The 21,861-nt window shown below is 37.2% G+C and carries 23 protein-coding genes and 2 tRNA genes; 10 read left to right on the top strand and 15 right to left on the bottom strand.

The window, feature by feature from the left end; genetic code table 11:
• Positions 1-20 precede the first annotated feature (20 nt).
• The 3 genes from B8967_RS12590 (at position 21) to B8967_RS12575 (ending at position 2,789) form a co-directional block, all read left to right on the top strand.
• Positions 21-530 (top strand): DUF6973 domain-containing protein, encoded by a 510-nt coding sequence (locus B8967_RS12590; protein ID WP_084086336.1) that lies wholly within the window; start codon positions 21-23, stop codon positions 528-530.
• Between the two features lie 340 nt (positions 531-870).
• Positions 871-2,274 (top strand): nucleoside recognition domain-containing protein, encoded by a 1,404-nt coding sequence (locus B8967_RS12580; RefSeq protein ID WP_047484455.1) that lies wholly within the window; start codon positions 871-873, stop codon positions 2,272-2,274.
• Between the two features lie 122 nt (positions 2,275-2,396).
• Positions 2,397-2,789, top strand: a complete 393-nt coding sequence (locus tag B8967_RS12575; protein ID WP_047484453.1) for a hypothetical protein — start codon at positions 2,397-2,399, stop codon at positions 2,787-2,789.
• Positions 2,790-2,804: 15 nt separating this feature from the next.
• Here B8967_RS12575 and B8967_RS12570 read toward each other — a convergent pair whose 3' ends face one another.
• From B8967_RS12570 to B8967_RS12555, 4 genes are all read right to left on the bottom strand, one after another.
• Positions 2,805-3,689 (bottom strand): hypothetical protein, encoded by an 885-nt coding sequence (locus B8967_RS12570; RefSeq protein WP_047484451.1) that lies wholly within the window; start codon positions 3,687-3,689, stop codon positions 2,805-2,807.
• A 16-nt stretch (positions 3,690-3,705) separates the two neighbouring features.
• Positions 3,706-4,104, bottom strand: coding sequence for an ExbD/TolR family protein (locus B8967_RS12565; protein WP_084086335.1), 399 nt, complete (start codon positions 4,102-4,104; stop codon positions 3,706-3,708).
• Between the two features lie 92 nt (positions 4,105-4,196).
• Positions 4,197-4,901, bottom strand: coding sequence for a MotA/TolQ/ExbB proton channel family protein (locus B8967_RS12560; RefSeq protein WP_047484447.1), 705 nt, complete (start codon positions 4,899-4,901; stop codon positions 4,197-4,199).
• 174 nt (positions 4,902-5,075) lie between these two features.
• Positions 5,076-5,537 carry a hypothetical protein gene (locus B8967_RS12555; protein ID WP_047484445.1) on the bottom strand — a complete coding sequence of 154 codons (462 nt, stop codon included), beginning with the start codon at positions 5,535-5,537 and terminating at the stop codon, positions 5,076-5,078.
• 167 nt (positions 5,538-5,704) lie between these two features.
• Between B8967_RS12555 and B8967_RS12550 the strand changes: the two genes are divergently transcribed.
• Together B8967_RS12550 and B8967_RS12545 are read left to right on the top strand one after the other, a co-directional pair.
• Positions 5,705-7,501, top strand: a complete 1,797-nt coding sequence (locus tag B8967_RS12550) for a DUF885 domain-containing protein (RefSeq protein WP_047484443.1) — start codon at positions 5,705-5,707, stop codon at positions 7,499-7,501.
• 92 nt (positions 7,502-7,593) lie between these two features.
• Positions 7,594-8,040 carry a DinB family protein gene (locus B8967_RS12545; RefSeq protein ID WP_084086334.1) on the top strand — a complete coding sequence of 149 codons (447 nt, stop codon included), beginning with the start codon at positions 7,594-7,596 and terminating at the stop codon, positions 8,038-8,040.
• Between the two features lie 165 nt (positions 8,041-8,205).
• Here B8967_RS12545 and B8967_RS12540 read toward each other — a convergent pair whose 3' ends face one another.
• Positions 8,206-8,826, bottom strand: coding sequence for an endonuclease III domain-containing protein (locus tag B8967_RS12540; RefSeq protein WP_047484439.1), 621 nt, complete (start codon positions 8,824-8,826; stop codon positions 8,206-8,208).
• Between the two features lie 33 nt (positions 8,827-8,859).
• On the opposite strand from B8967_RS12540, the gene bcp reads away from it, so the two are divergent.
• Positions 8,860-9,309 carry a thioredoxin-dependent thiol peroxidase gene (gene bcp, locus B8967_RS12535; protein WP_084086333.1) on the top strand — a complete coding sequence of 150 codons (450 nt, stop codon included), beginning with the start codon at positions 8,860-8,862 and terminating at the stop codon, positions 9,307-9,309.
• A 65-nt stretch (positions 9,310-9,374) separates the two neighbouring features.
• On the opposite strand, the gene B8967_RS12530 is transcribed toward bcp, so the two are convergent.
• The 5 genes from B8967_RS12530 to B8967_RS12510 are packed head-to-tail and all read right to left on the bottom strand — an operon-like array spanning position 9,375 to position 13,589.
• Positions 9,375-9,908 (bottom strand): GNAT family N-acetyltransferase, encoded by a 534-nt coding sequence (locus B8967_RS12530; RefSeq protein WP_047484435.1) that lies wholly within the window; start codon positions 9,906-9,908, stop codon positions 9,375-9,377.
• Positions 9,877-10,539: a hypothetical protein gene (locus B8967_RS12525; RefSeq protein ID WP_084086332.1), complete on the bottom strand. Its 663-nt coding sequence runs from the start codon at positions 10,537-10,539 to the stop codon at positions 9,877-9,879. The genes B8967_RS12530 and B8967_RS12525 overlap by 32 nt, the downstream gene beginning before the upstream one ends.
• A 32-nt stretch (positions 10,540-10,571) precedes the next feature.
• Positions 10,572-11,654: a mannose-1-phosphate guanylyltransferase gene (locus B8967_RS12520; RefSeq protein WP_047484432.1), complete on the bottom strand. Its 1,083-nt coding sequence runs from the start codon at positions 11,652-11,654 to the stop codon at positions 10,572-10,574.
• Positions 11,655-11,656: 2 nt separating this feature from the next.
• Complete coding sequence (locus B8967_RS12515) at positions 11,657-12,247, bottom strand: SprT-like domain-containing protein (RefSeq protein WP_047484430.1); 591 nt, start codon at positions 12,245-12,247, stop codon at positions 11,657-11,659.
• 1 nt (position 12,248) lies between these two features.
• Positions 12,249-13,589, bottom strand: coding sequence for a TolC family protein (locus B8967_RS12510; RefSeq protein WP_084086331.1), 1,341 nt, complete (start codon positions 13,587-13,589; stop codon positions 12,249-12,251).
• A 184-nt stretch (positions 13,590-13,773) separates the two neighbouring features.
• Here B8967_RS12510 and B8967_RS12505 point away from each other — a divergent pair, with 184 nt between their 5' ends.
• From B8967_RS12505 to B8967_RS12495, 3 genes are all read left to right on the top strand, one after another.
• Entirely contained in the window at positions 13,774-15,018 is a 1,245-nt protein-coding gene (locus B8967_RS12505) for a bifunctional folylpolyglutamate synthase/dihydrofolate synthase (RefSeq protein ID WP_084086330.1), read from the top strand.
• Positions 15,019-15,060: 42 nt separating this feature from the next.
• Positions 15,061-15,135 (top strand) — tRNA-Val (locus B8967_RS12500).
• A gap of 34 nt (positions 15,136-15,169) precedes the next feature.
• Positions 15,170-15,244 (top strand) — tRNA-Val (locus B8967_RS12495).
• 50 nt (positions 15,245-15,294) lie between these two features.
• On the opposite strand, the gene B8967_RS12490 is transcribed toward B8967_RS12495, so the two are convergent.
• From B8967_RS12490 to B8967_RS12470, 5 genes are all read right to left on the bottom strand, one after another.
• Positions 15,295-16,179, bottom strand: coding sequence for a glycosyltransferase family 2 protein (locus B8967_RS12490; RefSeq protein WP_084086329.1), 885 nt, complete (start codon positions 16,177-16,179; stop codon positions 15,295-15,297).
• 4 nt (positions 16,180-16,183) lie between these two features.
• Entirely contained in the window at positions 16,184-17,149 is a 966-nt protein-coding gene (locus B8967_RS12485) for a glycosyltransferase family 9 protein (protein WP_228406159.1), read from the bottom strand.
• A gap of 2 nt (positions 17,150-17,151) precedes the next feature.
• Positions 17,152-17,571: a SufE family protein gene (locus tag B8967_RS12480; protein WP_047484421.1), complete on the bottom strand. Its 420-nt coding sequence runs from the start codon at positions 17,569-17,571 to the stop codon at positions 17,152-17,154.
• Positions 17,572-17,717: 146 nt separating this feature from the next.
• Positions 17,718-18,812 (bottom strand): glycosyltransferase, encoded by a 1,095-nt coding sequence (locus tag B8967_RS12475; protein ID WP_084086328.1) that lies wholly within the window; start codon positions 18,810-18,812, stop codon positions 17,718-17,720.
• On the bottom strand, positions 18,812-19,036 hold the full coding sequence (locus B8967_RS12470) for a uroporphyrinogen decarboxylase (RefSeq protein ID WP_084086327.1): 225 nt from the start codon (positions 19,034-19,036) through the stop codon (positions 18,812-18,814). The genes B8967_RS12475 and B8967_RS12470 overlap by 1 nt, the downstream gene beginning before the upstream one ends.
• 151 nt (positions 19,037-19,187) lie before the next feature.
• Here B8967_RS12470 and B8967_RS12465 point away from each other — a divergent pair, with 151 nt between their 5' ends.
• On the top strand, positions 19,188-21,728 hold the full coding sequence (locus tag B8967_RS12465) for an ATP-dependent Clp protease ATP-binding subunit (RefSeq protein ID WP_047485035.1): 2,541 nt from the start codon (positions 19,188-19,190) through the stop codon (positions 21,726-21,728).
• Positions 21,729-21,861 lie beyond the last annotated feature (133 nt).

The following is a 21,861-nucleotide window of genomic DNA, read 5'->3' as shown; positions in this document are numbered from 1 at the left end:
TTGGGGAGAGATTTTTATTTATGAGGACTTTTAAAATAATTTTTGATACCATCCGGAGTATGAGTTTTAAAAAGATTATACGTCTTTTATCGCTCGTTCTCCCCCATCCTCTTTTTGCCATATTAAGCTTTCATGCCACGGTTCAGGCTTTCACCATTGCACAGAAGAAATTCCCGGCAACAGCTTCCAATAATGGTATAGGAAATGCTTTCAGACATGCATTATGGTGTTGTTTTATCACCTCATACTGCTGTAAGGTTTCCTCCCCTAAAAAGGCACTGGATTTTTGCAAAAGAATAACGGATATGCATGAAGAACTGTTTCCCAATAAACCCCTGGAAACAAAGATGGACCTTCATAATAACAAAATAGGAATGGATTATTTCATGGAACTTCTGCCGGGTATTCACCGTCAGTTTTTTGAAAAGAGCTTCTTCATTGATGGGTTGGTAAAGAAAATGGACAATGCCAAAGTCCTGAAAAATCTGGATGATGATTTTTCGGGTCACCTGGTCTATCTGGAAGAGTAAATTCTTCTATTCTACCGACAAAGAACCCACAGAGGATATAACCTTCCGGATATTTTTGTTCGCAAAGGCATTTCATTCAGCCATATCTTCCAGTTGAAGGGCCACGGCTAAGTACCACGCCTCTGCGAGTGTAAAATTCCTCATTAGGAAACTTTGCAGGCTCTGTGTTATAATAAACCTGTATAAAACATTTACAGGACAGAAATCAAAGATTTTCAAAACCTTAAGGGCTCTTCTCAGCTGCATGATATTTACTTTACAGAAACTTAAGTGTTTAATTATTTTGTCCCCTTTGTGGTTTAAAGTATTTTTGATAAGTTTAAACAATTAATTACATCGGATGGTTCTCAGCAGAATTTGGTCGGCTTTTATTATCATTGCCATTGCCATTGCAAGTATAAAATACATTTCATCAAGTCACTACAAAACCATTTTCAATGATATGGTGGTAGGGAAAGGTGGAGATACGGTTCAGATTGCATCACAGCAGATGAGCACCCTCACTCCCATCTTCAGAGACAGCCTGATGAAGAAAAATGATTTTGCAGACAGCAGAATTCACTATAAAACAGACTCTTTAAAGCAGAATGTAAAAGTTTACCGTGTTCAGGAGGCCGATGGTGTCATTGGAACTTCGGAAACAGCTGTAAAAATATGTATAGGTCTTATCGGGATCATGACCCTTTTCATGGGATTTATGAGTATTGCTGAGAAAGCTGGAGGAATCAATCTTCTGAGCCGTTTTATTCAGCCTTTTTTCTCAAAGCTTTTCCCCGACATCCCTAAAAACCATCCCGCTTTCGGGCATATGCTGATGAATTTCAGCGCCAACCTTCTGGGACTTGATAATGCGGCAACACCCTTTGGGTTAAAAGCCATGGAAAGTTTACAGAGCTTAAACCCCAATAAAGATACCGCCAGCAATTCTCAGATCATGTTCCTCTGCCTTCACGCCGGAGGAATGACCCTGATTCCCGTATCCATTATTGCTATCAGGGCATCAATGGGCTCAAAAACGCCTACTGATATCTTCCTTCCTTGTATGATTGCCACTTTTGCAGCCACATTAGCTGCAATGATTATTGTTTCTTTATATCAGAAGATCAATCTGCTTCGGCCGGTAGTTATTGCTTATGTAGGAGGAATTTCTGCAGTGATCGCTTTACTGGTCGTTTATCTGGTACAGCTAAGCAAGGATGAACTGGATGATTTCAGTAAAGTATTAAGTAACGGACTGATTCTCTTTATATTTCTAGCAATCGTATTAGGTGCCGTCTATAAAAAGATCAATGTTTTTGATGCTTTTATCGAAGGAGCAAAGGAAGGTTTTACCACCTGTGTAAAGATCATCCCTTATTTAGTGGGAATGTTAATTGCCATCTCGTTATTAAGAACTTCCGGTGTTTTTGATGTAATCATTGACGGAATGAAATGGGTTGCCCATGTTGCCAGCCTGGACCCCCGATTTGTTGACGGGCTTCCCACAGCACTGATCAAACCTCTATCCGGTTCGGGAGCAAGAGGAATGATGGTAGATACTATGAGTACTTTTGGTCCGGACAGCTTCCAGGGACAGCTTGCTGCTGTTCTGCAGGGAAGCTCAGATACCACGTTCTACGTGATCGCCGTTTATTTTGGCGCCGTAGCTGTAAAGAACACGAGATACACGGTAATTGCCATGCTTCTCGCCGATCTGGTGGGTATTATTACGTCTATCGCTCTGGCGTACTTATTTTTCGCATAACCAGTTACTGCCTGTCAGTACAGGTTTAAAGAAAAGCCGAATAATACAATTCAACAACTTTATAAAATACGTCCTGCTAAGCTGGCGAACATAACTCAATAACTAGCAACAAAACAAACATTATGATTACAGATAAAGAATTTACGCTACGCCTCATCCGTCAATTGACCCAGGCATTGGAAAAGCTTATTTTAGATAAACCGGAAGAAAGCTTAATGCAGAAAGAACTGGATTTTGATACATTGATGAGGGATATTTTCAAGATGAGTTTTACAGAAATCTCTTCAAAGCCTAAACAAGAACTGATAGACATGGTCAACGAAAGACAGGAAAGGGATCATAAAGACTATTACGAAATGCTGGGTAATCTTTTCTATTTCACAGGGAAACAAGGTCAAAACAATGATTTTCTGGATAAAGCAAAAACATTTTATGAGCTGTATCTTCAGACCAGCGGAATTTTTGCCCTTCCCGTCATCAACAGAATTAATGAAATAAAAAAAGCACTTGAATAAAGTGCTTTTGTATGTTTAAAATGTTATTTTGTAACTTCCTGTGGAGGATGTATTGGCTCTTTCTGCTTTTACATACTTCTTGACCCATGAAACGGATGTAGAAGATACACAAGGGTCTGAAACGCCTCCTGATCTTTTTGCAGAAACCACATTTCCTGCTTTATCTACGGTATAAGCAATGGTAATAGATCCGCTTGCGGTACAACTATGAGCAGGCTGAGCTCCTCCTCGACCCATTGTTCCCGGAATATAGCCAACAAGCTTTCTGTCTATCCCTACCTTACTGTCTCCATTTCCATCTCCTCCTAAAGGATCTCCGGCGTTTCCAATACCATCTCCGGTCCCCTGGCTTCCCGCTTTTGTTCCTCTTCCTTTGATTAGGTTTCCGATAGCTGCATTCCCTTTTCCATCCCCATTTCCGGTTTTGGAATTAGCAGTGGCAGCCCCTGCTTTTTTAGTATTTTTAGAAGCACTGGTACTGGTAGCTTCTTTTTTCTCAGCTTTTTTTGCCTCCTCTTTTTTGGGAACCGTTGTTTTCGAATTATTTCCTGTGATCACTTTTTCCTTCACGTCAGCTTTCTTGGGTTCCGGTGCAGGCTCGGGCTTTACAACCGTCTTTGTTTCAGGAACGGGTGTTTCCGCCGGCTCGGGAGTAACCTCCTCCGTAGCAGCCGCTAAACTGCCCGGTTGCTCGGCCGGTTCTTCAATTCCCTTTCCATTTCTATTGTCACCGAAATTAACAAGCATCGTTGTGATGACCTCCGGATCTTTATCCAGTTCGGGTTTTAATTTATATAAAAAAACAAAAAGCAAAACGGCGGACCAAATAAGGACAGTAAGCAAAGCACTCTTTACCCTATCTTTATTTTCTTCGTTTTTGTTTGCAGTATAGCTTCTCATCTTCAATGATTCTTACTTATTTATCTTTAACGGTTGCAATAGCAATATTAAGTTTGTTTTTCTCAGCGATTTCCATCACAAAAACCACATCCTTATGCAGTGTATTTTCATCTGCTCTGATGGTAAAAGACTTATTGGTCTGATTGGCTAGCTTAGTAACAATAATTTGCTCCAGCTCTCCTTTATTCACCGGATTATCATCTACAAAAAATGAACCATCAGGTTTAATGCTTACCGTTAAAGGATTAGGAATATTATCCTCAGTCGCTCCGGCTTTTGGAAGATTCACCTCTATTGCACTTTGGTTAGCTGCAGAGGAGGTTATCATAAAGAAGATCAGCATCAACAGGATAACATCTGTCATCGCTGCTAAACTGAATTCCGGATTCGCTTTATTTCTTCTTTGAATTTTCATCTGTTTCTTCTAATAGGTTAATGGTCAGATGGAATCGCTCACTTAATAATTTCCTGAAAAGGTTTTTGGGGTAGCGATTTCATAAGAAAGATTTATAAAGGTTTGTTGATAAGATCTAAAAATTCTCCAGACATATTCTGAGCTTTCAATACAAACTTGTCAATTCTTGTTAAAAGAATATTGTAGCAAAAATTGGCAGGAATAGCAACTGCCAAACCTACAGCTGTTTGCCCTAAAGCGGTATAAATACCTTCTGAAAGTGTTTTTGGGGAGAAAGATCCTGTTGCATGTGATAAATTAAAGAATGCAATAATCATCCCGATCACCGTTCCTAAAAGTCCCAACATCGGAGCAATACTTGGAACCACCGCCAAAAGGTTAAGGTTTTTCTCCATATTGGCCACTTCTACCTGAGCCTGAGCCTCCATTGCACTCACAATATCAGAAACAGGACGTCCTAATCTTGAAATTCCCTTTTCTAAAATTCTTCCCTCCGGAGAGTTTTGCGTTTTGCAATAATCTGCAGCCGCTTCAATCTTTCCTGCTTTCACGAAGTCTTCAATATTATTCATGAAGTTGGAATCCGTTTTTGACGTTAATCTTTTAATAAAGAAGAATCTTTCAAAAAACAGATACAAAGAAAACACTCCCAACAACAGTACAATAGCCATCACTATTTTAGCGAAAGCTCCTCCGTGGAACATGATCTTCCAAAATGAAAATTCTAAATTGTCTGTAGCAACTACGGGTGTAGCAATTTGCGCAAATAAAATCTGAGTAAGTTCCGTTAACAGCATTAATGTGAATTTTATAAAAGTTTTAACAACAAATGTAGTGGAATATTATGAATTGATATCTTAAAAATTGCTTAAAAACAACTTAAAGTTTGTTATCAAATGACAAACAGCAAATATCTTTCCAAAAGAAATTTTGAAAAGATATTTGATATAAAAAATTAGGAGTAGCGACGTTTAGTCTTCGTCTACCTCAATATCATCCTGGCTGAATTCGCACTTTAACCTAAAAGGAATCGGTGTATCAGATCCCGTGTAGAAATCATCAATGGTTCCTTTCCAGATGACCTGAAGCTCGCCTTCTTCGTTTTTCTCAAAAAGAAGCTCATTATCATAGATGTAGGCATCTTCGTCATCGAATAGGTCTACTTCTGTATAAGTTTCCTCATCAGAGTCACTGATTGTTATCGTTTTGCCTTCCAGTTCTGATGTTTCAATCGGAAAATCGAAAACTTCGAGTGAAAGCTGTGGAAAGTTGTACTGTAATGAATCATCATCTACGTGATCCAAACTGTCATCCGTTATAATTTCAACCTCTAAAAAATGTTGCTGGTTGCTGTAGACTGCTTTACAATAAGTATTTCTGATATTGTACTTTAATGTTTCGTCCGGATGGTAAATTTTTAAAATCCCTTTCATTTTTTCTTAAAAAAGAACTGTAATAATATGATTGTTAAATGCTTTAGACAAAGATAAAAAATTGATTCAAAGTTAAAAGGATTTTGAAAATAATTTTTTAATTCAAGTTTAATGATGGGTCTGAATCACCCAATAATACTTACTTTTGTTTCATAAAGATTCTGAAAATGAAAAATGTTTTATCGAAAAGTATTTTGGGATTGGGATTGATGATAAGTCTTGCATCCTGCAAAAAGACCGATTCTCCCCTTACCAAAGTTACTCCTACCAATCTGGATTCCATTGCCTCCAATTATTATGAACAGTATCTTAAACTATATCCTTTGGATGCTACAGCCCAGGGAGATACAAGATACAATGACCAGCTTCCTATTAATATTGATAAAGATTTTATTTCAGGAGAAGTGGCTTTCTACAATTCGGTACAAAAACAATTGGATAATGTAGATTACAAGAGCCTTTCCGACGAAAACAAAGTCGTTTATGATGTGCTGGATTATACTTTAAAAGATAAAATTGAGGCCTATGCCTATCATCCTGAATATATTCCTTTTACTCAGTTTGGAGGTCTTCCTTTAAATTTCCCGCTGTACGGAAGTGGAGAGGGAAGCCAGCCTTTTAAAACGGAAAAAGATTACAGCGACTGGCTGAAAAGAATGGAAAAATTTCCGGCATGGATGGATGCAGCAGCAGAAAACTTCCGTGAAGGGATCAACAATAAAGTTGTTCTTCCCAAAAAACTGGTTGTCAAAATGATTCCCCAAATGACCTCTCAGGAAATTATCACCCCTGACATGGAAAAAAATATTTTCTACGGTCCTATTAAAAACTTCCCGAAAAGTTTCACCCAGGCTCAGAAAGATAAATTTTCAGAACTTTATAAAGATGCCATTACCAAAAAAATCATTCCTGCTTATACTAAAATGGGTAATTTCCTGGAAAAAGAATACCTTCCAAAAGCAAGAGATAATGACGGCTACAACAGCCTTCCCAATGGAAATGAAATTTACGGCTATTATGTAAAAAGCTGGACTACTACTAAAAAATCACCGGAAGAGATCAACAAAATCGGACAGCAGCAGGTAGCCATGCTTCGTGCAGAGATGGAAAAGGTGAAAAAACAGGTTGGTTTTACAGGAACACTGGAAGAATTCATCACTTTTGTTAAAACCGATCCAAAAGCAATGCCTTATAAAACCTCTAAAGAAGTTTTAAATGGCTTTAACAGTATTTTAGCCAAGATTACCCCGAAGCTGAAAACGATGTTTAATGTCACGCCAAAAACCAAATTTGAGATCAGACAAACGGAAAAATTCAGAGAGGCCAGCGCCAGTGCTGAATACATTCCCGGAACTCCGGACGGGAAAAGAGCAGGTATTTTTTATGTTCCTCTTCCCGATCCTTCAAAATTCAATGTTACTTCAGGAATGGAGTCCCTTTTCCTTCATGAAGCCATCCCAGGACATCATTATCAGGTTTCTCTTCAACAGGAGAATACAAACCTTCCAAAATTCATGAGATTTGGATGGTTTGGAGCCTACGGAGAAGGATGGGCACATTATTGCGAAACCCTGGGCCCTGAATTCGGATTATATACAGATCCATATCAGAAAATGGGATACCTGAGTGACCAGATGCTGAGAGCAGTAAGACTGGTCGTGGACACAGGTATACACACCGGAAAAATGACCAGAGAAGAAGCCATTAAATATTTCTTAAGTAATATTTCTTATGATGAAGGGTCTGCTACCGCAGAAGTGGAAAGATATATGGCTATGCCTGGCCAGGCTCTGGGCTATAAAATAGGATCACTAAGAATCCGGGAATTGAGAGAGAAGTATCAAAAAGAACTTGGAAACAAGTTTAATCTGGCCAGCTTCCACGATGAAGTATTAAGCCAGGGATGCCTTCCTCTGGAGGTTCTGAACAGAAAAATGGAGCTTTGGGCTAAAAAACAAAAATAGTTTCTTGATCTAGATAATTTAAAAGGTGCTGAATTAAACAGCACCTTTTTTCGTTCAATAAATTTCAATAATTTTAAAATTAAAATTAAGATATGATCATAGCGAGTCTGAGATCTCTTTACAGTAGAGATTTAAATAAATTAAAAACAGAAATTGAAGCCTATCAAAATGAGGAAAATCTATGGAGAACCGATAAAAACATCGCCAATTCCGGAGGTAATCTCTGCCTCCATCTGGTAGGCAATCTTAACCATTTTATCGGAACAGAACTGGGAAAAACCGGGTATATAAGACATCGTGACCTTGAGTTTTCCTTGAAAGACATTCCCAAAGCTGAGCTAATTGAAAAAGTTCAGGCAACCCTATCTATGGTAGACACTGTTCTCAGCCAGCTATCTGAAGAGGATCTCGGTAAAGAATACCCTCTTGTGGTTTTTGAAGATAAAATGACCACAGACTATTTCCTGATCCATCTGGTCACTCATCTGGATTATCATTTGGGGCAGATTAATTATCATAGAAGACTATTAGACATTTAGGCTTCCATACAGCATCACAGGGTCGTTATATTCCCATTTTTAGGTTTTCAAAGGCATTTCATTCAGCAAAGAGACGGTTGTACTGCTCAACGAAGTGCCCTTGCGAGCCATTTCAATGCGATTTGTTATAAAATCTTTGTGAGCATTGCATTAAAAATGCAATCATTACTTTTCAAACAACATTTTAGTGATAAAATCTTTCTCCCCTTTTCCTCGGGCCGGTGAATATTCTCTGCCATAGAAAATAATCTGAAGATGAAGCTTATTCCACACCTCTTCCGGAAATAAATTCTTTGCATCGCGTTCAGTTTCCACAACATTTTTTCCTGAAGTCAGCTTCCACTGTGTCATTAAACGATGAATATGAGTATCTACCGGAAATGCCGCGAATCCGAATCCCTGGCTCATTACTACGGAAGCCGTTTTATGCCCCACTCCGGGAAGTGCTTCCAGTTCTTCATATGTTTGAGGAACTATTCCTTGATGTCTTTCTAATAAAAGCTCTGCCATTCTTTTCAGATTTTTGGCCTTGGTATTGGACAGTCCTATTTCTTTAATCAATTCTTTGATCTGATACTCTTCCAGTTTCGCCATTCTTTGTGGCGTTCCTGCTACGGCAAAAAGATCAGGAGTAACCTGATTTACTTTTTTATCAGTAGTTTGCGCAGAAAGTGCAACAGCAACCATTAGTGTATATGGATCGGTATGATCCAATGGAATAGGTGTAGTGGGATATAATTTATCCAGTTCTATCTGAACGAGCTCAGCTCTTTGCTTTTTTGTCATGTAACCCTTAAATTTGAACAAAATTAAATCATTATGCTGAAAGTTGGAGACAAATTACCTGAATTTGAAGTAATAAATCAGGATGGAGAAACAGTATCCTCTTCAAAGTTGATTGGAAAAAAGCTGGTTGTTTTCTTTTATCCACAAGCCAGTACCCCAACATGTACTGTAGAAGCCTGTAATCTGAGTGATAATTATTCCAAACTTGAAAAAGAAGGGTTTCAATTATTGGGAGTAAGTGGAGATTCTGTAAAGAAACAGAAAAATTTTCACAGCAAATTTGCATTCCCTTATGACCTTATTGCGGATGAAACCCGGAATATCATTGATAAATTCGGAGTTTGGCAAGAGAAAAAAACGTTTGGAAAAACCTATATGGGAATAGTAAGAACGACCTTTATTTTTGATGAAAACGGAATCTGTACACGAGTGATTGAAAAAGTAACTTCAAAAACAGCTGCCGAGCAAATTTTGGAGGGATAGTCTTGTAATACAAATAGATTCGCAACAGATATTTGTGAATCTATTTGTATTTTTATTTATAATTATTACTCTGTTTCGTAATAGTTTAATTCTTCATCCTCACCGGGTAAGGTAACATGTTTTTGAAATTTCAGCCCCAGTTTCTCTATCAGTTTTTGAGAAGACACATTATCTTTTGAAATGATAGCAGATATTTTTGACAGTCCAAATTCTTCCATCCCAATGGATTTAACCTTTTGAGCAGCTTCATAAGCATATCCTTTACCTTCAAACTCTTCCAATAGAGAATATCCTATATCTACTACATCAAGGCCTTCTCTCTCAAAGATCCCTACTCCACCAATTTTGTTATTGCCTTCTTTGGTCATGACAAGATAATTTCCATACCCTAATCTTTCAATCTGCGGAATAAATCTGTTTCTGATATAGTCTTCAGCATCCTCAAGTGTTTTAATATTACGGTCACCAATATACTGGATAAACTTGGGTCTGTTGTAAAGTTCAAAAATAAGCTCCTTATCTTCCAAAGACATTGGACGGAGAATCAATCGTTCCGTTTCGTAAAATTTATTTTCGTTGGGTTGTTTTTTTAGGCTCATCTTTTGGTTCTTGTTTTTTCTCGATCTTTAAAAGACGGGGGTTATTAGCACATTTTTTATTATAAAGCTCAATATAGGTTCCATTATCTTTCACCTGGATTATGTCTCCTGTAGATTTACTTACAGTCAATGTATAATGAGTTTTCTGATACGGGCATTCTTTTGAAGTCAGTTTACCAAGATCCAAATAATAATGGGTCCGGTCTTCATGATAGTTGCCTGCAAGATCTTTAAATTCTTCGTCAACCAGATATCCGTCAGCAGCTAAAACAATAGCCGCCTCTTCAGCATTATCTATCTTACCTACAAATTTTTTCAGCCCTTCCACATCCAAAATATAGCTGATCTTACTTCCTGAAGAATAAGCTATATAATAAAAGCTGTCTTCACTTGGGAACAGGTTAAAACCTGAAAACTGAGGGGTATAGCTTATCTTTCCTCCGGACGTTTTTAGCTCCTGACCTTTGCCATAGCTATTGTATACCAGCACCCATGAATCTATTTTATCATCGGGTTCTATACGTTGGAGAATATTTGGAATGTTTGAAAACTTCTTCTTTTCCTGAGCATGTCCCAGGAATCCTAAAAGTACAAATACAAGAATTGTGAATTGGGTGGTAATTTTTATCATAATTTAAAAATCAGCAGAAATATACCAATTTTTTACATAAACTTATCTCCTTTCTTGAAGCTTTTTAAATCGAGAACGTAATCCTTGATCAGCTGATCATTATCGCGTGGGCAGATAAGAAGAGCCTTATCGGTATCCACAACAATATAATTTTCAAGGCCATCAATGATGACCGCTTTATTATTGTTTTTAAGACGGATAATATTCCCTCTGGAATTGTAGGTTAGCAAATGCTTTAGTTTTACAGCATTACCGTTTTCATCCTTATCCGTATTTTCGTATACTGATGTCCATGTACCCAGGTCACTCCAGCCTAAATTGGCCGGAATTACATATACATTTTTTGCTTTTTCCAAAATACCGTTGTCTATAGAAATTTTCTGTACCTTAGGGTAAATGGTTTCAATACAGCTGTTTTCATTTTCTGAATTATACTCACAAGCCATAAAATGCTGCATCATCTCAGGAAGGTACATTTCAAAAGCATGATGGATACTTTTTATATTCCAGATGAATATTCCGGCATTCCAAAGGAAGTCTCCACTTTCCAGAAAATTTTGGGCAATTTCAAGAATGGGTTTTTCCGTAAATGTTTTTACTTTGAAGTATTCTGAGCCTTTTTTCTCTACAAACTGAATATATCCATATCCTGTATCAGGTCTCGTAGGAGTAATACCTAGGGTTACCAGGTAATCATGTTTTGAAGCAAGGTCAAAAGCAAGCTCCACTTTTTCCAAAAATACATCCTCTTTAAGAATCAAATGATCCGCCGGAAGGACAATCATAGTAGCATCAGGGTTAATTTCAGCGATCTTATTAGCCATATACAGGTTACAAGCCGCTGTATTCTTCATCAGAGGCTCACCTACAATGTTCTCTTCAGGAATCTCAGGTAGCTGCTGCTGAGAAAGCGCAACATATTCTTTATTCGTAATCACGAATATGTGTTCTTTAGGAATAAGCTTACTGATTCTGTCATAAGTCTGTTGAATCATAGTACGCCCAACTCCTAAAATATCCTGAAACTGTTTTGGAAATTTCTGTGTACTCATCGGCCAGAACCGGCTACCGATTCCACCTGCCATTATCACACAGTATCTATCTGATTTTAACATTCTTAGCTACATTTTTCTACCCTTGCTAAAGGTTTGAAAGAATACTTCCTTCCAGTAGCCAGGTTCTTACAAAGATAGTTTTTTTTAACCAGACCTTCTAATAAATACTTTTCGTTGCGATATATAAAAAATTCTCCCTTTTGGAGCTCCTCAATAAATTGTAGGCTATCATCCTGTTTTTCAGTATGAAAATATCTTACAAGATCGGGGCTTGCCATAAAATTTGCTTTAGGTGCTTTGGAAAACTTAACGATGATGGGTTTTAGATCCTCATCGTAAATTTCAAGACTTTCAATAAGCATTTTTCTAAATGTTTCTTTCCATTCGTTGCCATGAGGGGAGATTCTTCTTCCATATTTCTCGAAGGCAATTAAGTGAGCCAGCTCATGGGTCAGAACAAAGAAAAAAAGCTGCGGAGTAAGAGTAGAATTTACTGTAATTTCATGGGAATCGTCCGGAAGCTTTCTATAATCTCCCAGTTTGGAATTCCTGTTCCTAGTAACTTTTATATGAATAAAATAATCTGAAAACCAGATTTTTAAATACTGAAGTGTGTTTGGTGGTAAATATTTTTCTAATGATTTAATTGGCATTTTATAAACTTAATGGAATTCCTGCATAGAAATTCAACAGTTTAAGGCTGAAAAGATAATTATATTTCGCCTGCGCTACTGATCCCTGTGCATTTGCATAATTATTTCTTGCAACATTTACGTCATAAATGGTTGATCTACCTGCAGCATAGCTCTTATCCGCAAAATCCAGAGCCAGCTTTGAACTTTTCTCTGCCTCTACCGCTGCCAGATAGTTTTCGTAATTGGCATCGGTATCAAACTGTGCTTTCTGTATATTCTGTCTTATCGTTTGTTTTTGCTGCTCCAGTGTATTTTTAGCAATACTCTCATTTATTTTAGACTGCTGCACCTGTAGTTTTGTTATTCCTTTATTAAAAATAGGAATATTTACAGAAACTCCTCCCTGTTGTCCAAAGTTATCTTTATACTGCTGAAAAAATCCTTTTTCCTTAATATAAACAAGTTCGTTTCCTACATTATCCGTATTCAAAAGGTTATTATAGAAAGTTCCTATTCCAACGTTTGCTGTTACAGTAGGCCAAAAAGCAGTCTTGGAAACCTCTGTTTGAGCCTCTGCAGAATTTACCCTGCTTTCCGCTGCTTTTATAAGAGGCTGAGACTCATAAGCTATAGATAAAACTTCATCTACAGATTTTAGTTCAGGGGCCAACTGATCCGGAACAGTGACATCTTCAACATCAAAGTCTTTATACTCAGACAGCTGTAAAAGCTGAACTAAAGCGAATAAGCTCCGTCCTACATTTACCTGTGCTGTTTTTAAATTTTGTTTTTCTCTGGCCAACGCAGCTTCTGCTTCTGCCAGAACGGTTTGTGCTGTTGTTCCTACAGTCGTCGTTATTTTTGCTCTGTCGAATTGTTTTTGAGCATTAATTACAGCACTTTCAGAAATTTTTACAATTTCTTTATTCAGCAATGTCGTTAAATATTGCTGTGCTATCTGTAAAGAAATATCATTTTTTATAGCCTCTACATCATAAAGGCTTGCCTCTACATCAAACTGGCTTTTTCTGACAGTCTTTTCCAGTCTCCCATTATTGTATACCAAAATATCAGCTCCAATACTAGCATTATTACTGAACCTGTCATTCCTTAAACTCCCGGTACCAAAAGATGTTTGTCCAAAACTGACGGTATTTCCAAAACTTCCTGAAACGGATGGTAAATATCCATTTTTGGCAATTTTAAGATTGGCATCCTGTGATTGTTTGTTATATTGATTTTGGATAACCTGAAGATTATGCTCCACTGCATAGCTTACACATTCTTTTAAGGACCATTTCTTTTGAGCGTTCAATCCCAAACAGCCTAATCCAAAAACGATAATCCAAACTTTTTTCATATGTATATGTTTATTTGTTCTTAATGGTCATATGGAATCGTGTCATCTTCATCAGAACTGTAATTTGTAAATCACAACGATTTCATATTAAGATTTTTCCCTATTAGACGAACTAAATATAAAAAAGTTACAAATTGAAAAAATTATTGTTTCATTTTAATAAAACTTTTGAGAATTTTGTACCATGACACATGAACAATACCAGGAAGCTATAGACTGGCTTTTCGTACAGATGCCCAACTATCAGACAGACGGGCAGAAAGCTTATAAACCAGGACTGGATAATATTATTAAACTTTGTGCCTTTTTTGGAAACCCTCAGGAGAAGATAAAATGCATCCATATCGGAGGGACAAACGGCAAGGGCTCTTCAAGCAATATGCTGGCTTCTGTACTGCAGGAGGCAGGATATACCATCGGATTATACAATTCTCCTCACCTTATCGACTTCACAGAACGTATCAAGATCAATGGGAAAAACTGTGATAAGGAATTTGTTTTTGATTTTATACAAAAGCTTAAAAATTTACCTGAAGATATCCGCCCCTCATTTTTTGAGTTTACGACCATTATGGCATTTGAATATTTTGCCCAGCAACAGGTGGATTTTGCCATTATTGAAGTAGGATTAGGAGGAAGACTGGATTCAACCAATATTATCCGTCCATTGATTTCAGCTATAACGAATGTTCAGCTGGACCATCAAAATATACTGGGAGATACTATTGAAGAGATAGCGGGAGAAAAAGCAGGGATTATCAAGCCTAATACCCCCATTATTTCCGGTGACGAAAATGAAGTGGTAAAAAATATCATCAGCAAAAAGGCAGCCCAAGAAAATGCTCCTTTTATAGATTCAACATTATTTCATACTACCCTTACCTCAGACTTAAAAGGGAACTACCAACAGAAGAATATCCGGGTGGTATTAGCTATGATTGAAGAATTAAAAAAATTAAGTATTGAGATTTCTGACAAAGCCATTGAAAAAGGGTTACTGAATGTCCATCAAAATACAGGGTTCATTGGCCGTTGGTTTGAATTTTCAAAAAATCCGCTTACTATTTGTGATACGGGACATAATCAGGCAGGTTTGGAGTATGTTTTTTCACAATTGAATTCTATAGACAGGCATAAGCATGTTATTTTGGGGTTTGTGAACGATAAAAAAATAGATGAAGTGATGGATTTACTTCCTGAAAATTCTGAGTTTTATTTTGCAAAACCATCTGTCAATAGGGGAAGACATCCCGAAGATTATGAAAATCTACTTCGTGAGGCAAAAATTTTTTATAAAATTTTTAATTCTGTACAGGAAGCCTATCTTTCTGCAAAAGAGCGATGTACAAATGAAGATATGATTTTTATCGGCGGAAGTAACTTTGTTGTTGGAGAATTTTTAGAAAAAAATTTGGAGATTTCTAAATAAGTCGTATATTTGCACCACTCTAAACGAGGAAACAAGTTATAGGGGCTCTTAGCTCAGTTGGTTCAGAGCATCTGGTTTACACCCAGAGGGTCGGGGGTTCGAATCCCTCAGGGCCCACACAAAGGATACTGAAGCCTTTCAAAAAATTTCAGGGCTCTTAGCTCAGTTGGTTCAGAGCATCTGGTTTACACCCAGAGGGTCGGGGGTTCGAATCCCTCAGGGCCCACAAAAACTCTCAAGAAATTGAGAGTTTTTTTGTTTTATAGCGTAAAAAAATTATTTCATTTTCCTGATCAGAACATCCAGCTTATAAAAATCAAAACACTTCATATGTGGGTGTTCCGAAAGAAGGTTCTTTTTTATGCTATCTTCAAAAATTCCATAGGCAAAGAGAAACAGAGAAGACAGCTTTAATTGCCTTAATTTCATTGCGACCTTATATACCTTGATATCTTTTATAAAAACATTATTTTGACCGCTTTCTGAAAGCTTGAATAAAGAATTCATGCCTATTTCTGTTTTTCTCAGAAAAACTCCATTAGTGGTATCATCAAAATGAATGACAGGGTTGTTAATTGCCAGAAACTTTACTTTATTCAGCTCAAGAAGTTTGGCAAAAATAAAATCTTCATAGCCATAGTCTGTCATCTCTTCATTAAAAGGAAACTTCTCGAAAATATTTTTCTTGATGATAAAGTTCACGGTTTTAAATAATGAAAAATCAGTGGACTGAGCTCCCGAAAAGATCTCTCTTTCTACAGAGTATCTGTTTCTGAGAGTAGCAGCATACTGAGTTGCAATTTTAAAATTGCCATATATTAATTCTATATCTGGCCGCTGTTTTATATTGGACAAATAGTTCTGAAGAAATTTTTCGCTATCGACCTTTACATCACAGTCTAAAAACAGCAGGTACTTCCCACGGGCATACTGCAGAAAAAGGTTTCGTATTTTGGATCTCCCAATATTTTCTTCCAGAAAAATCAAATGTTGAACATTATCCTGAAGAGAAGCATTCATCTGTTTAAAGGAAAGATCTGAAGCATCATCAATCAAGATGATCTCCGCATCAATACCATTGGTCTCAATTTCTTTTTTTAAACCAGCGATCAGTTCACGGACATCAAAATTAAATATAGGAATACAGATTGAAAGCTCCATGGCATCAGATTTTCTCTATCACTTTTTGAATATTGAATTCTTCAAGACATGCCCAGTCTCCCCTGTAGCATTCTTTGTCGCCAAAAACAGAACAAGGTCTGCAGGTAAGATCTTTTACCTGAACCACATCTTCTTCACGCTGTCCAAATCCTAAAAATCCGGCGTAAGGATGCGTTGCCCCCCATATGGAAACACACCTTGTCCCCACAAGACTTGCCAGGTGCATATTGGCGGAATCCATGGAAACCATCACTTCCAGTTCTGCGATCTTATGAAGTTCTTCCGTAAGGCTCAGCTTCCCGGAAAGGCTTTTTGTATTGGGGATCTGGTTTTCCCAGTTTTCAAGGGTCTCTGTTTCCTTCTTCCCTCCCCCGAAAAAATAGACAGTATTTTTCTTTGCGAGTATTCTAGCCAGTTCAAATGATTTCTCCAAAGGAAGCATTTTCCCTTTATGCTGAGCGAAAGGAGCAAAGCCTATCCCCGATTTATTTTCGGAAAGAGGTCTCAGTTTTTGAGAAAGTGTCACCTGAAAGCCCATTGCCCGGAATACATCAGCATACCGCTCCACTGTTTTTTTCAGCTGTACTTTATTGAGATTCCAAACATCAGTAAGGTGTTCTTTTTCCTCTTTTCCTTTATCTATTTTAAAGACTTTCAGTCCTTTCCTTGCATAAAATTTATCTAAGACTTTAGTCCTGATCACATCATGAAGATTGGCAATAAAATCCGGATGAAATTCCTTGATCAGCTCATTGCTTAATCTTCTTAATCCAAAAAAACCTTTATAATCATCCAGATCAATTCCTTTAAATATCACATTCGGAATCCCCGCAAATAAAGCTTCAAAATTCTTCCTGGAAACCATAATAATTTCCACATCAGGATTTTGCTCCAGAAACTCTCTGAAAACAGGTGCCGTCATGGCAACATCTCCAAATGCAGAAAAACGATATGCTAAAATTCTGGTCACGGTTATGATTTCAATTGATAAGCAACAGCGTAAAATTTGATTTGTTTGGTCATTGCCATCAATCCGTTGGCTCTTGACGGGGAAAGGAATTCCTGTAATCCTATTTCTGAAATAAATTCAAAATCTGAATCTAAAATTTCCTGGGTAGAATGGCCACTGTAAATACTGACTAAGAGAGAAACAATTCCTTTGGGTAATATCCCGTCAGAGTCTGCATTAAAGAAAAGTTTTCCTTCTTTAAACTCAGCATCAATCCACACTTTACTCTGACAGCCTTTAATAAGGTTGTCGTCTGTTTTCTTATCTTCTGAAAGCCCTTTTAATTCTTTACCAAGGTCGATGATATACTCATATTTCTGCTCCCAATCTTCAAGAAACGCAAATTCGTCGATAATTTCCTGCTGTTTTTCTTTAATGGTCATTTTTAATCCAATTTCTTTGTGCAAAGATAATTAATTTTAGACTTTTAATTTTCTAATTCAATTTTCATTGCACCTGATCAATAAATCATTGCTGTATATGATAAAAATATAAAATTAAATAGGATAAATTCAATAATTTTAAAAAATTATTGAGCAGCTTTTTGGATGACGTTAAGTAGTTTTATTTCTTCATTTTCCCAACACAATGCTTCTGAAGCCCTTTCAAGTTCCTGCTGGTAATTGATTCTGCCTTTATTTAAAACCTTTTTTATGGCATCGGCAATATGTTCAGGATGATGGCTTTTGATCATCTCCCCTATATCAAATTGATTTTTAATATTTTGCATTTCCGGAAAATCTGACATAATTAAAGGAACCCGAGCCTGAATGCAATCCAGAATTTTATTGGGCAGTGAATAGAGGTAGCTGTCTCCCCCATTTTCTTCGATACTCATTCCGCAGTCTGCTTTCACCGTAATATTTCTCAGCTCCTCAGGGATTAATTTTCCAAGAAACTGTACTTTATGCTGAAGGTTTTCTGTAGCGACAAGGTTTTCATATTCCATCTTCTTTGGTCCATCTCCTGCAATGCTCAATACCACATCGTCAAGATGGTGCATAGCAAGAATCACTTTATCTATTCCCCGAAAAGGATTGAGTGCTCCCTGATACAAAAGCATTTTGGGATTATTTTCAGGAATTTCAGCATCAAACATTATTCTCCTGGGGGCATTTTGGAGCACTACAGGATGTATTCCATATTTCTTTTGAAACCATTGGGCGTAGCTTCCGCTTGCCGTCATCATGAATTCCAGCTTTGGAATAATTGTATTTTCCAAATACCGCCATAGTTTTTGTGACATTTTACCCTGAACGGCAGGCATTTCCGAAAAAATTTCATGACTGTCAAAAATCAATGGAATATTTAATTTCTGAGAAATAAGGTAGTTGGGGAGTAAAGCGTCAACATCATTAGCATAAAGAATTGTATTCTGATCTGCTTTTTTCTTTAGCTGATGGTACAATTTCCAGTTGAATTCAAAGTAAGCCGTTTTTAAGCTTTTTGAAGCCAGATGGATTCTGGAGAAAGGATATGGACGTTCCATTTTCCCTGCTCCATTCCAGTCATTTCCTATCAAGTCTATCTGATATTCATTTTCATACAAGGTTCTGCATACTTTTTCAATGCGCTGATCTGTATATAAATTACTGAAAGCAGATATAATGATATTTTTTCTCATCAGCTTTTCTTCCTTAGCAATAAATGATAGACCTGAATAAAGCAAATAAGTCCGTTTGGAATGATTACGGGCCAAAGCATTCCGTTGTAGATACCATAAATGACAAAGCAAATACAGCCAATCATATTAACGACTCTGATTTTTCTTACATCTTTCAGTATGAAACTCAATACGATAAAAACGGAAGCAGAATAGCCAATATAAGTAGTAATCTCAGGATTCATGGGGATTTTTTACGAATAACAAACTTAATCATTTTCAATAAGATAATAAAATTTTTTCTGCCATAAAGTCATTAATTGATTTTTGGTAAAATATTTGTAATTTAGATAATGAATAAAAAGCAACGTTGCTTTTATTCTAATGAGATATATTATGGATTATAAGTTTTCACAAGGTTTGAGCCAGGTGTTCAAACAAAGCAAAAGCGAAGCTAAAAGGCTGAAAAGTGAATTTCTCAATACAGAACATCTACTTTTAGGTATTATAAAAACGGAAAACTCTGCAAAAGAAATCCTTCAAAACCTTAATGCGGATTTAACACAAATCAGAAGAAAAATTGAAACTCTAAATACAGCAAGTCTAAATCCTATTTCTGAGGAGGTTACCAATATTTCTTTCACCAAGATGGCAGATCATGCCATTAAGCGTGCAGAGTTAGAATGCAGACAGTATAAAAGCAATGAAATTAATACCGTTCACCTGCTTTTAGGCATTCTTTATAAATATGAGGATCCTACTTCAAATATTCTAGGGGCTTATGACATCGACTATGAGGGCGTTTCAAGAGAGTACCAGACTATGCTTAAAAATTCCGGGCAGTCACCACAGATGAGTGCTTATGATGACGATGATGAAAGAGAGGAATTTGAGCAGATGAGAAAGCCTACAGGAAACTTAGGTTCTGCAAAAAGTAAAACGCCTACATTGGATAACTTTGGTAGAGACTTAACTTCTTTGGCTAGAGATGGAAAATTAGATCCTGTAATAGGTCGTGAAAAAGAAATTGAGAGGGTTTCTCAAATCTTATCACGAAGAAAGAAGAACAACCCGCTTCTTATTGGGGAGCCGGGAGTTGGTAAATCTGCTATTGCGGAAGGACTGGCTTTAAGAATTCAGCAGAAAAAAGTGTCTAGGGTTCTTTACGGAAAACGTGTGATCACTTTGGATCTGGCAAGTTTAGTGGCCGGAACAAAATACCGTGGTCAGTTTGAAGAAAGAATGAAGGCAATTATGACTGAGCTGGAGAAAAACAGAGATGTCATCTTATTCATTGATGAGCTTCACACCATTGTAGGTGCAGGGAGTTCTACAGGAAGTTTAGATGCCTCCAATATGTTTAAACCGGCTTTGGCACGAGGAGAGATTCAATGCATAGGAGCGACTACTCTGGATGAATACCGTCAGTATATTGAAAAGGACGGAGCATTAGAGAGAAGATTCCAGAAAGTAATGGTGGAACCTACTTCTATTGATGAAACTATTCAGATTCTAAACCAGATCAAAGATAAGTATGAAGAGCACCACAATGTCATTTATACTCCTGAGGCGATTTTGGCGTGTGTCAATTTGACATCAAGATATATTACAGACCGTTTTTTACCGGACAAAGCAATTGATGCTATGGACGAAGCCGGTTCCCGTGTTTATATTAAGAACATGAAAGTTCCTACTGAGATCATTGATTTTGAAAAGAAAATTGAGGATATCAAAGAAATGAAACAGAAAGCTGTAAAAGCTCAGGATTATCTTGAGGCAAGAAAGCTTAAGGATGAGGAGGAACGTCTTCAGATGGAACTGAATGCAGCACAGGAAAAATGGGACAAAGATGTAAAAGAGAAGAAGGAAACCGTAACAGAAGAAAATGTAGCGGAAGTAGTTTCTATGATGAGTGGTGTTCCTGTAACGAAAGTGGGCAAAAATGAGCTGGATAAATTAGCTCAGATGGATGAGAAACTGAACGGAAAAGTGATCGGTCAGGAAGATGCTGTGAAGAAAGTAGTGAAGGCTATTCAAAGAAACAGAGCTGGTCTTAAAGACCCTAACCGTCCAATTGGTACCTTTATCTTCCTTGGAACCACCGGGGTTGGTAAGACAGAACTTGCGAAGGTAATGGCAAGAGAGCTTTTCGAATCTGATGAATCTCTGATCCGAATCGACATGAGTGAATACATGGAAAAATTTGCCGTTTCAAGATTGGTTGGAGCTCCTCCGGGATACGTTGGATACGAAGAAGGTGGTCAATTAACGGAAGCGGTAAGAAGAAAACCTTATGCTGTGGTTCTTCTGGATGAGATTGAAAAAGCTCACCCTGATGTATTCAATATTCTGTTACAGATCCTTGATGAGGGTCACGTGACCGATAGTTTGGGCCGAAAAATCGACTTTAGAAATACGATCATCATCCTTACTTCCAATATCGGAACCAGAGATCTTAAAGATTTCGGAGACGGTGTAGGATTCGGAACTTCAGCGAAAAAGACCAATACAGACTCAAGAGCAAGAAGTACCATTGAAAATGCCCTTAAAAAAGCATTTGCTCCGGAATTCTTAAACAGAATTGATGATATTGTTATCTTCAACTCTCTTGTACAGGACGATATCAAGAAAATTATTGATATTGAGCTTAACAAGCTTTATGGCAGACTTGAAAAATTAGGTTATAAAGTAGAATTAACTGAAGAGGCTAAAGACTTTATTTCTGAAAAAGGATGGGATAAAGATTTCGGTGCAAGACCATTGAAGCGTGCTATTCAGAAGTATATTGAAGATTTACTGGCAGAAATGCTTGTGAATAAACAATTGAACGAAGGAGAAACCGTGGTTCTTGAACTTAACGAAGCGAAAGACGGATTAGTAGGAAAAACTCCAAAGCCTAAGAAATCAGCGGCTGAAAAGTCTTCTCCTCAATCTTAAATAAATAATTTAATACCAATAAAAGCATCGGGAATTTCCCGATGCTTTTATTTTTTTATGGGGGTCCATTACCCCTTTTTTGATGTGATTATTTTCGGTACGATTGATAAATTATTTTAATAACCAATATTCC

Origin of the sequence: Chryseobacterium sp. YR221 (genome assembly GCF_900176315.1) — a bacterium.
GTDB classification, from domain to species: Bacteria; Bacteroidota; Bacteroidia; order Flavobacteriales; family Weeksellaceae; genus Chryseobacterium; species Chryseobacterium rhizosphaerae.
Note: the sequence above shows the minus strand (reverse complement) of the source record. Positions and strands in the feature narration are given on the sequence as shown.

Coding starts and splice junctions, on each gene's coding strand:
- B8967_RS12490 (WP_084086329.1), bottom strand. CDS start 16,179: ATGGAGCTTTCAATCTGTATTCCTATATTTAATTTTGATGTCCGTGAA.
- B8967_RS12545 (WP_084086334.1), top strand. CDS start 7,594: ATGATCATAGCGAGTCTGAGATCTCTTTACAGTAGAGATTTAAATAAA.
- B8967_RS12570 (WP_047484451.1), bottom strand. CDS start 3,689: ATGAGAAGCTATACTGCAAACAAAAACGAAGAAAATAAAGATAGGGTA.
- B8967_RS12470 (WP_084086327.1), bottom strand. CDS start 19,036: ATGAATCCTGAGATTACTACTTATATTGGCTATTCTGCTTCCGTTTTT.
- B8967_RS12480 (WP_047484421.1), bottom strand. CDS start 17,571: ATGACCATTAAAGAAAAACAGCAGGAAATTATCGACGAATTTGCGTTT.
- B8967_RS12475 (WP_084086328.1), bottom strand. CDS start 18,812: ATGAGAAAAAATATCATTATATCTGCTTTCAGTAATTTATATACAGAT.
- B8967_RS12590 (WP_084086336.1), top strand. CDS start 21: ATGAGGACTTTTAAAATAATTTTTGATACCATCCGGAGTATGAGTTTT.
- B8967_RS12465 (WP_047485035.1), top strand. CDS start 19,188: ATGGATTATAAGTTTTCACAAGGTTTGAGCCAGGTGTTCAAACAAAGC.
- B8967_RS12540 (WP_047484439.1), bottom strand. CDS start 8,826: ATGACAAAAAAGCAAAGAGCTGAGCTCGTTCAGATAGAACTGGATAAA.
- B8967_RS12560 (WP_047484447.1), bottom strand. CDS start 4,901: ATGCTGTTAACGGAACTTACTCAGATTTTATTTGCGCAAATTGCTACA.
- B8967_RS12530 (WP_047484435.1), bottom strand. CDS start 9,908: ATGAGCCTAAAAAAACAACCCAACGAAAATAAATTTTACGAAACGGAA.
- B8967_RS12510 (WP_084086331.1), bottom strand. CDS start 13,589: ATGAAAAAAGTTTGGATTATCGTTTTTGGATTAGGCTGTTTGGGATTG.
- B8967_RS12575 (WP_047484453.1), top strand. CDS start 2,397: ATGATTACAGATAAAGAATTTACGCTACGCCTCATCCGTCAATTGACC.
- B8967_RS12525 (WP_084086332.1), bottom strand. CDS start 10,539: ATGATAAAAATTACCACCCAATTCACAATTCTTGTATTTGTACTTTTA.
- B8967_RS12505 (WP_084086330.1), top strand. CDS start 13,774: ATGACACATGAACAATACCAGGAAGCTATAGACTGGCTTTTCGTACAG.
- bcp (WP_084086333.1), top strand. CDS start 8,860: ATGCTGAAAGTTGGAGACAAATTACCTGAATTTGAAGTAATAAATCAG.
- B8967_RS12520 (WP_047484432.1), bottom strand. CDS start 11,654: ATGTTAAAATCAGATAGATACTGTGTGATAATGGCAGGTGGAATCGGT.
- B8967_RS12550 (WP_047484443.1), top strand. CDS start 5,705: ATGAAAAATGTTTTATCGAAAAGTATTTTGGGATTGGGATTGATGATA.
- B8967_RS12565 (WP_084086335.1), bottom strand. CDS start 4,104: ATGAAAATTCAAAGAAGAAATAAAGCGAATCCGGAATTCAGTTTAGCA.
- B8967_RS12580 (WP_047484455.1), top strand. CDS start 871: ATGGTTCTCAGCAGAATTTGGTCGGCTTTTATTATCATTGCCATTGCC.
- B8967_RS12555 (WP_047484445.1), bottom strand. CDS start 5,537: ATGAAAGGGATTTTAAAAATTTACCATCCGGACGAAACATTAAAGTAC.
- B8967_RS12515 (WP_047484430.1), bottom strand. CDS start 12,247: ATGCCAATTAAATCATTAGAAAAATATTTACCACCAAACACACTTCAG.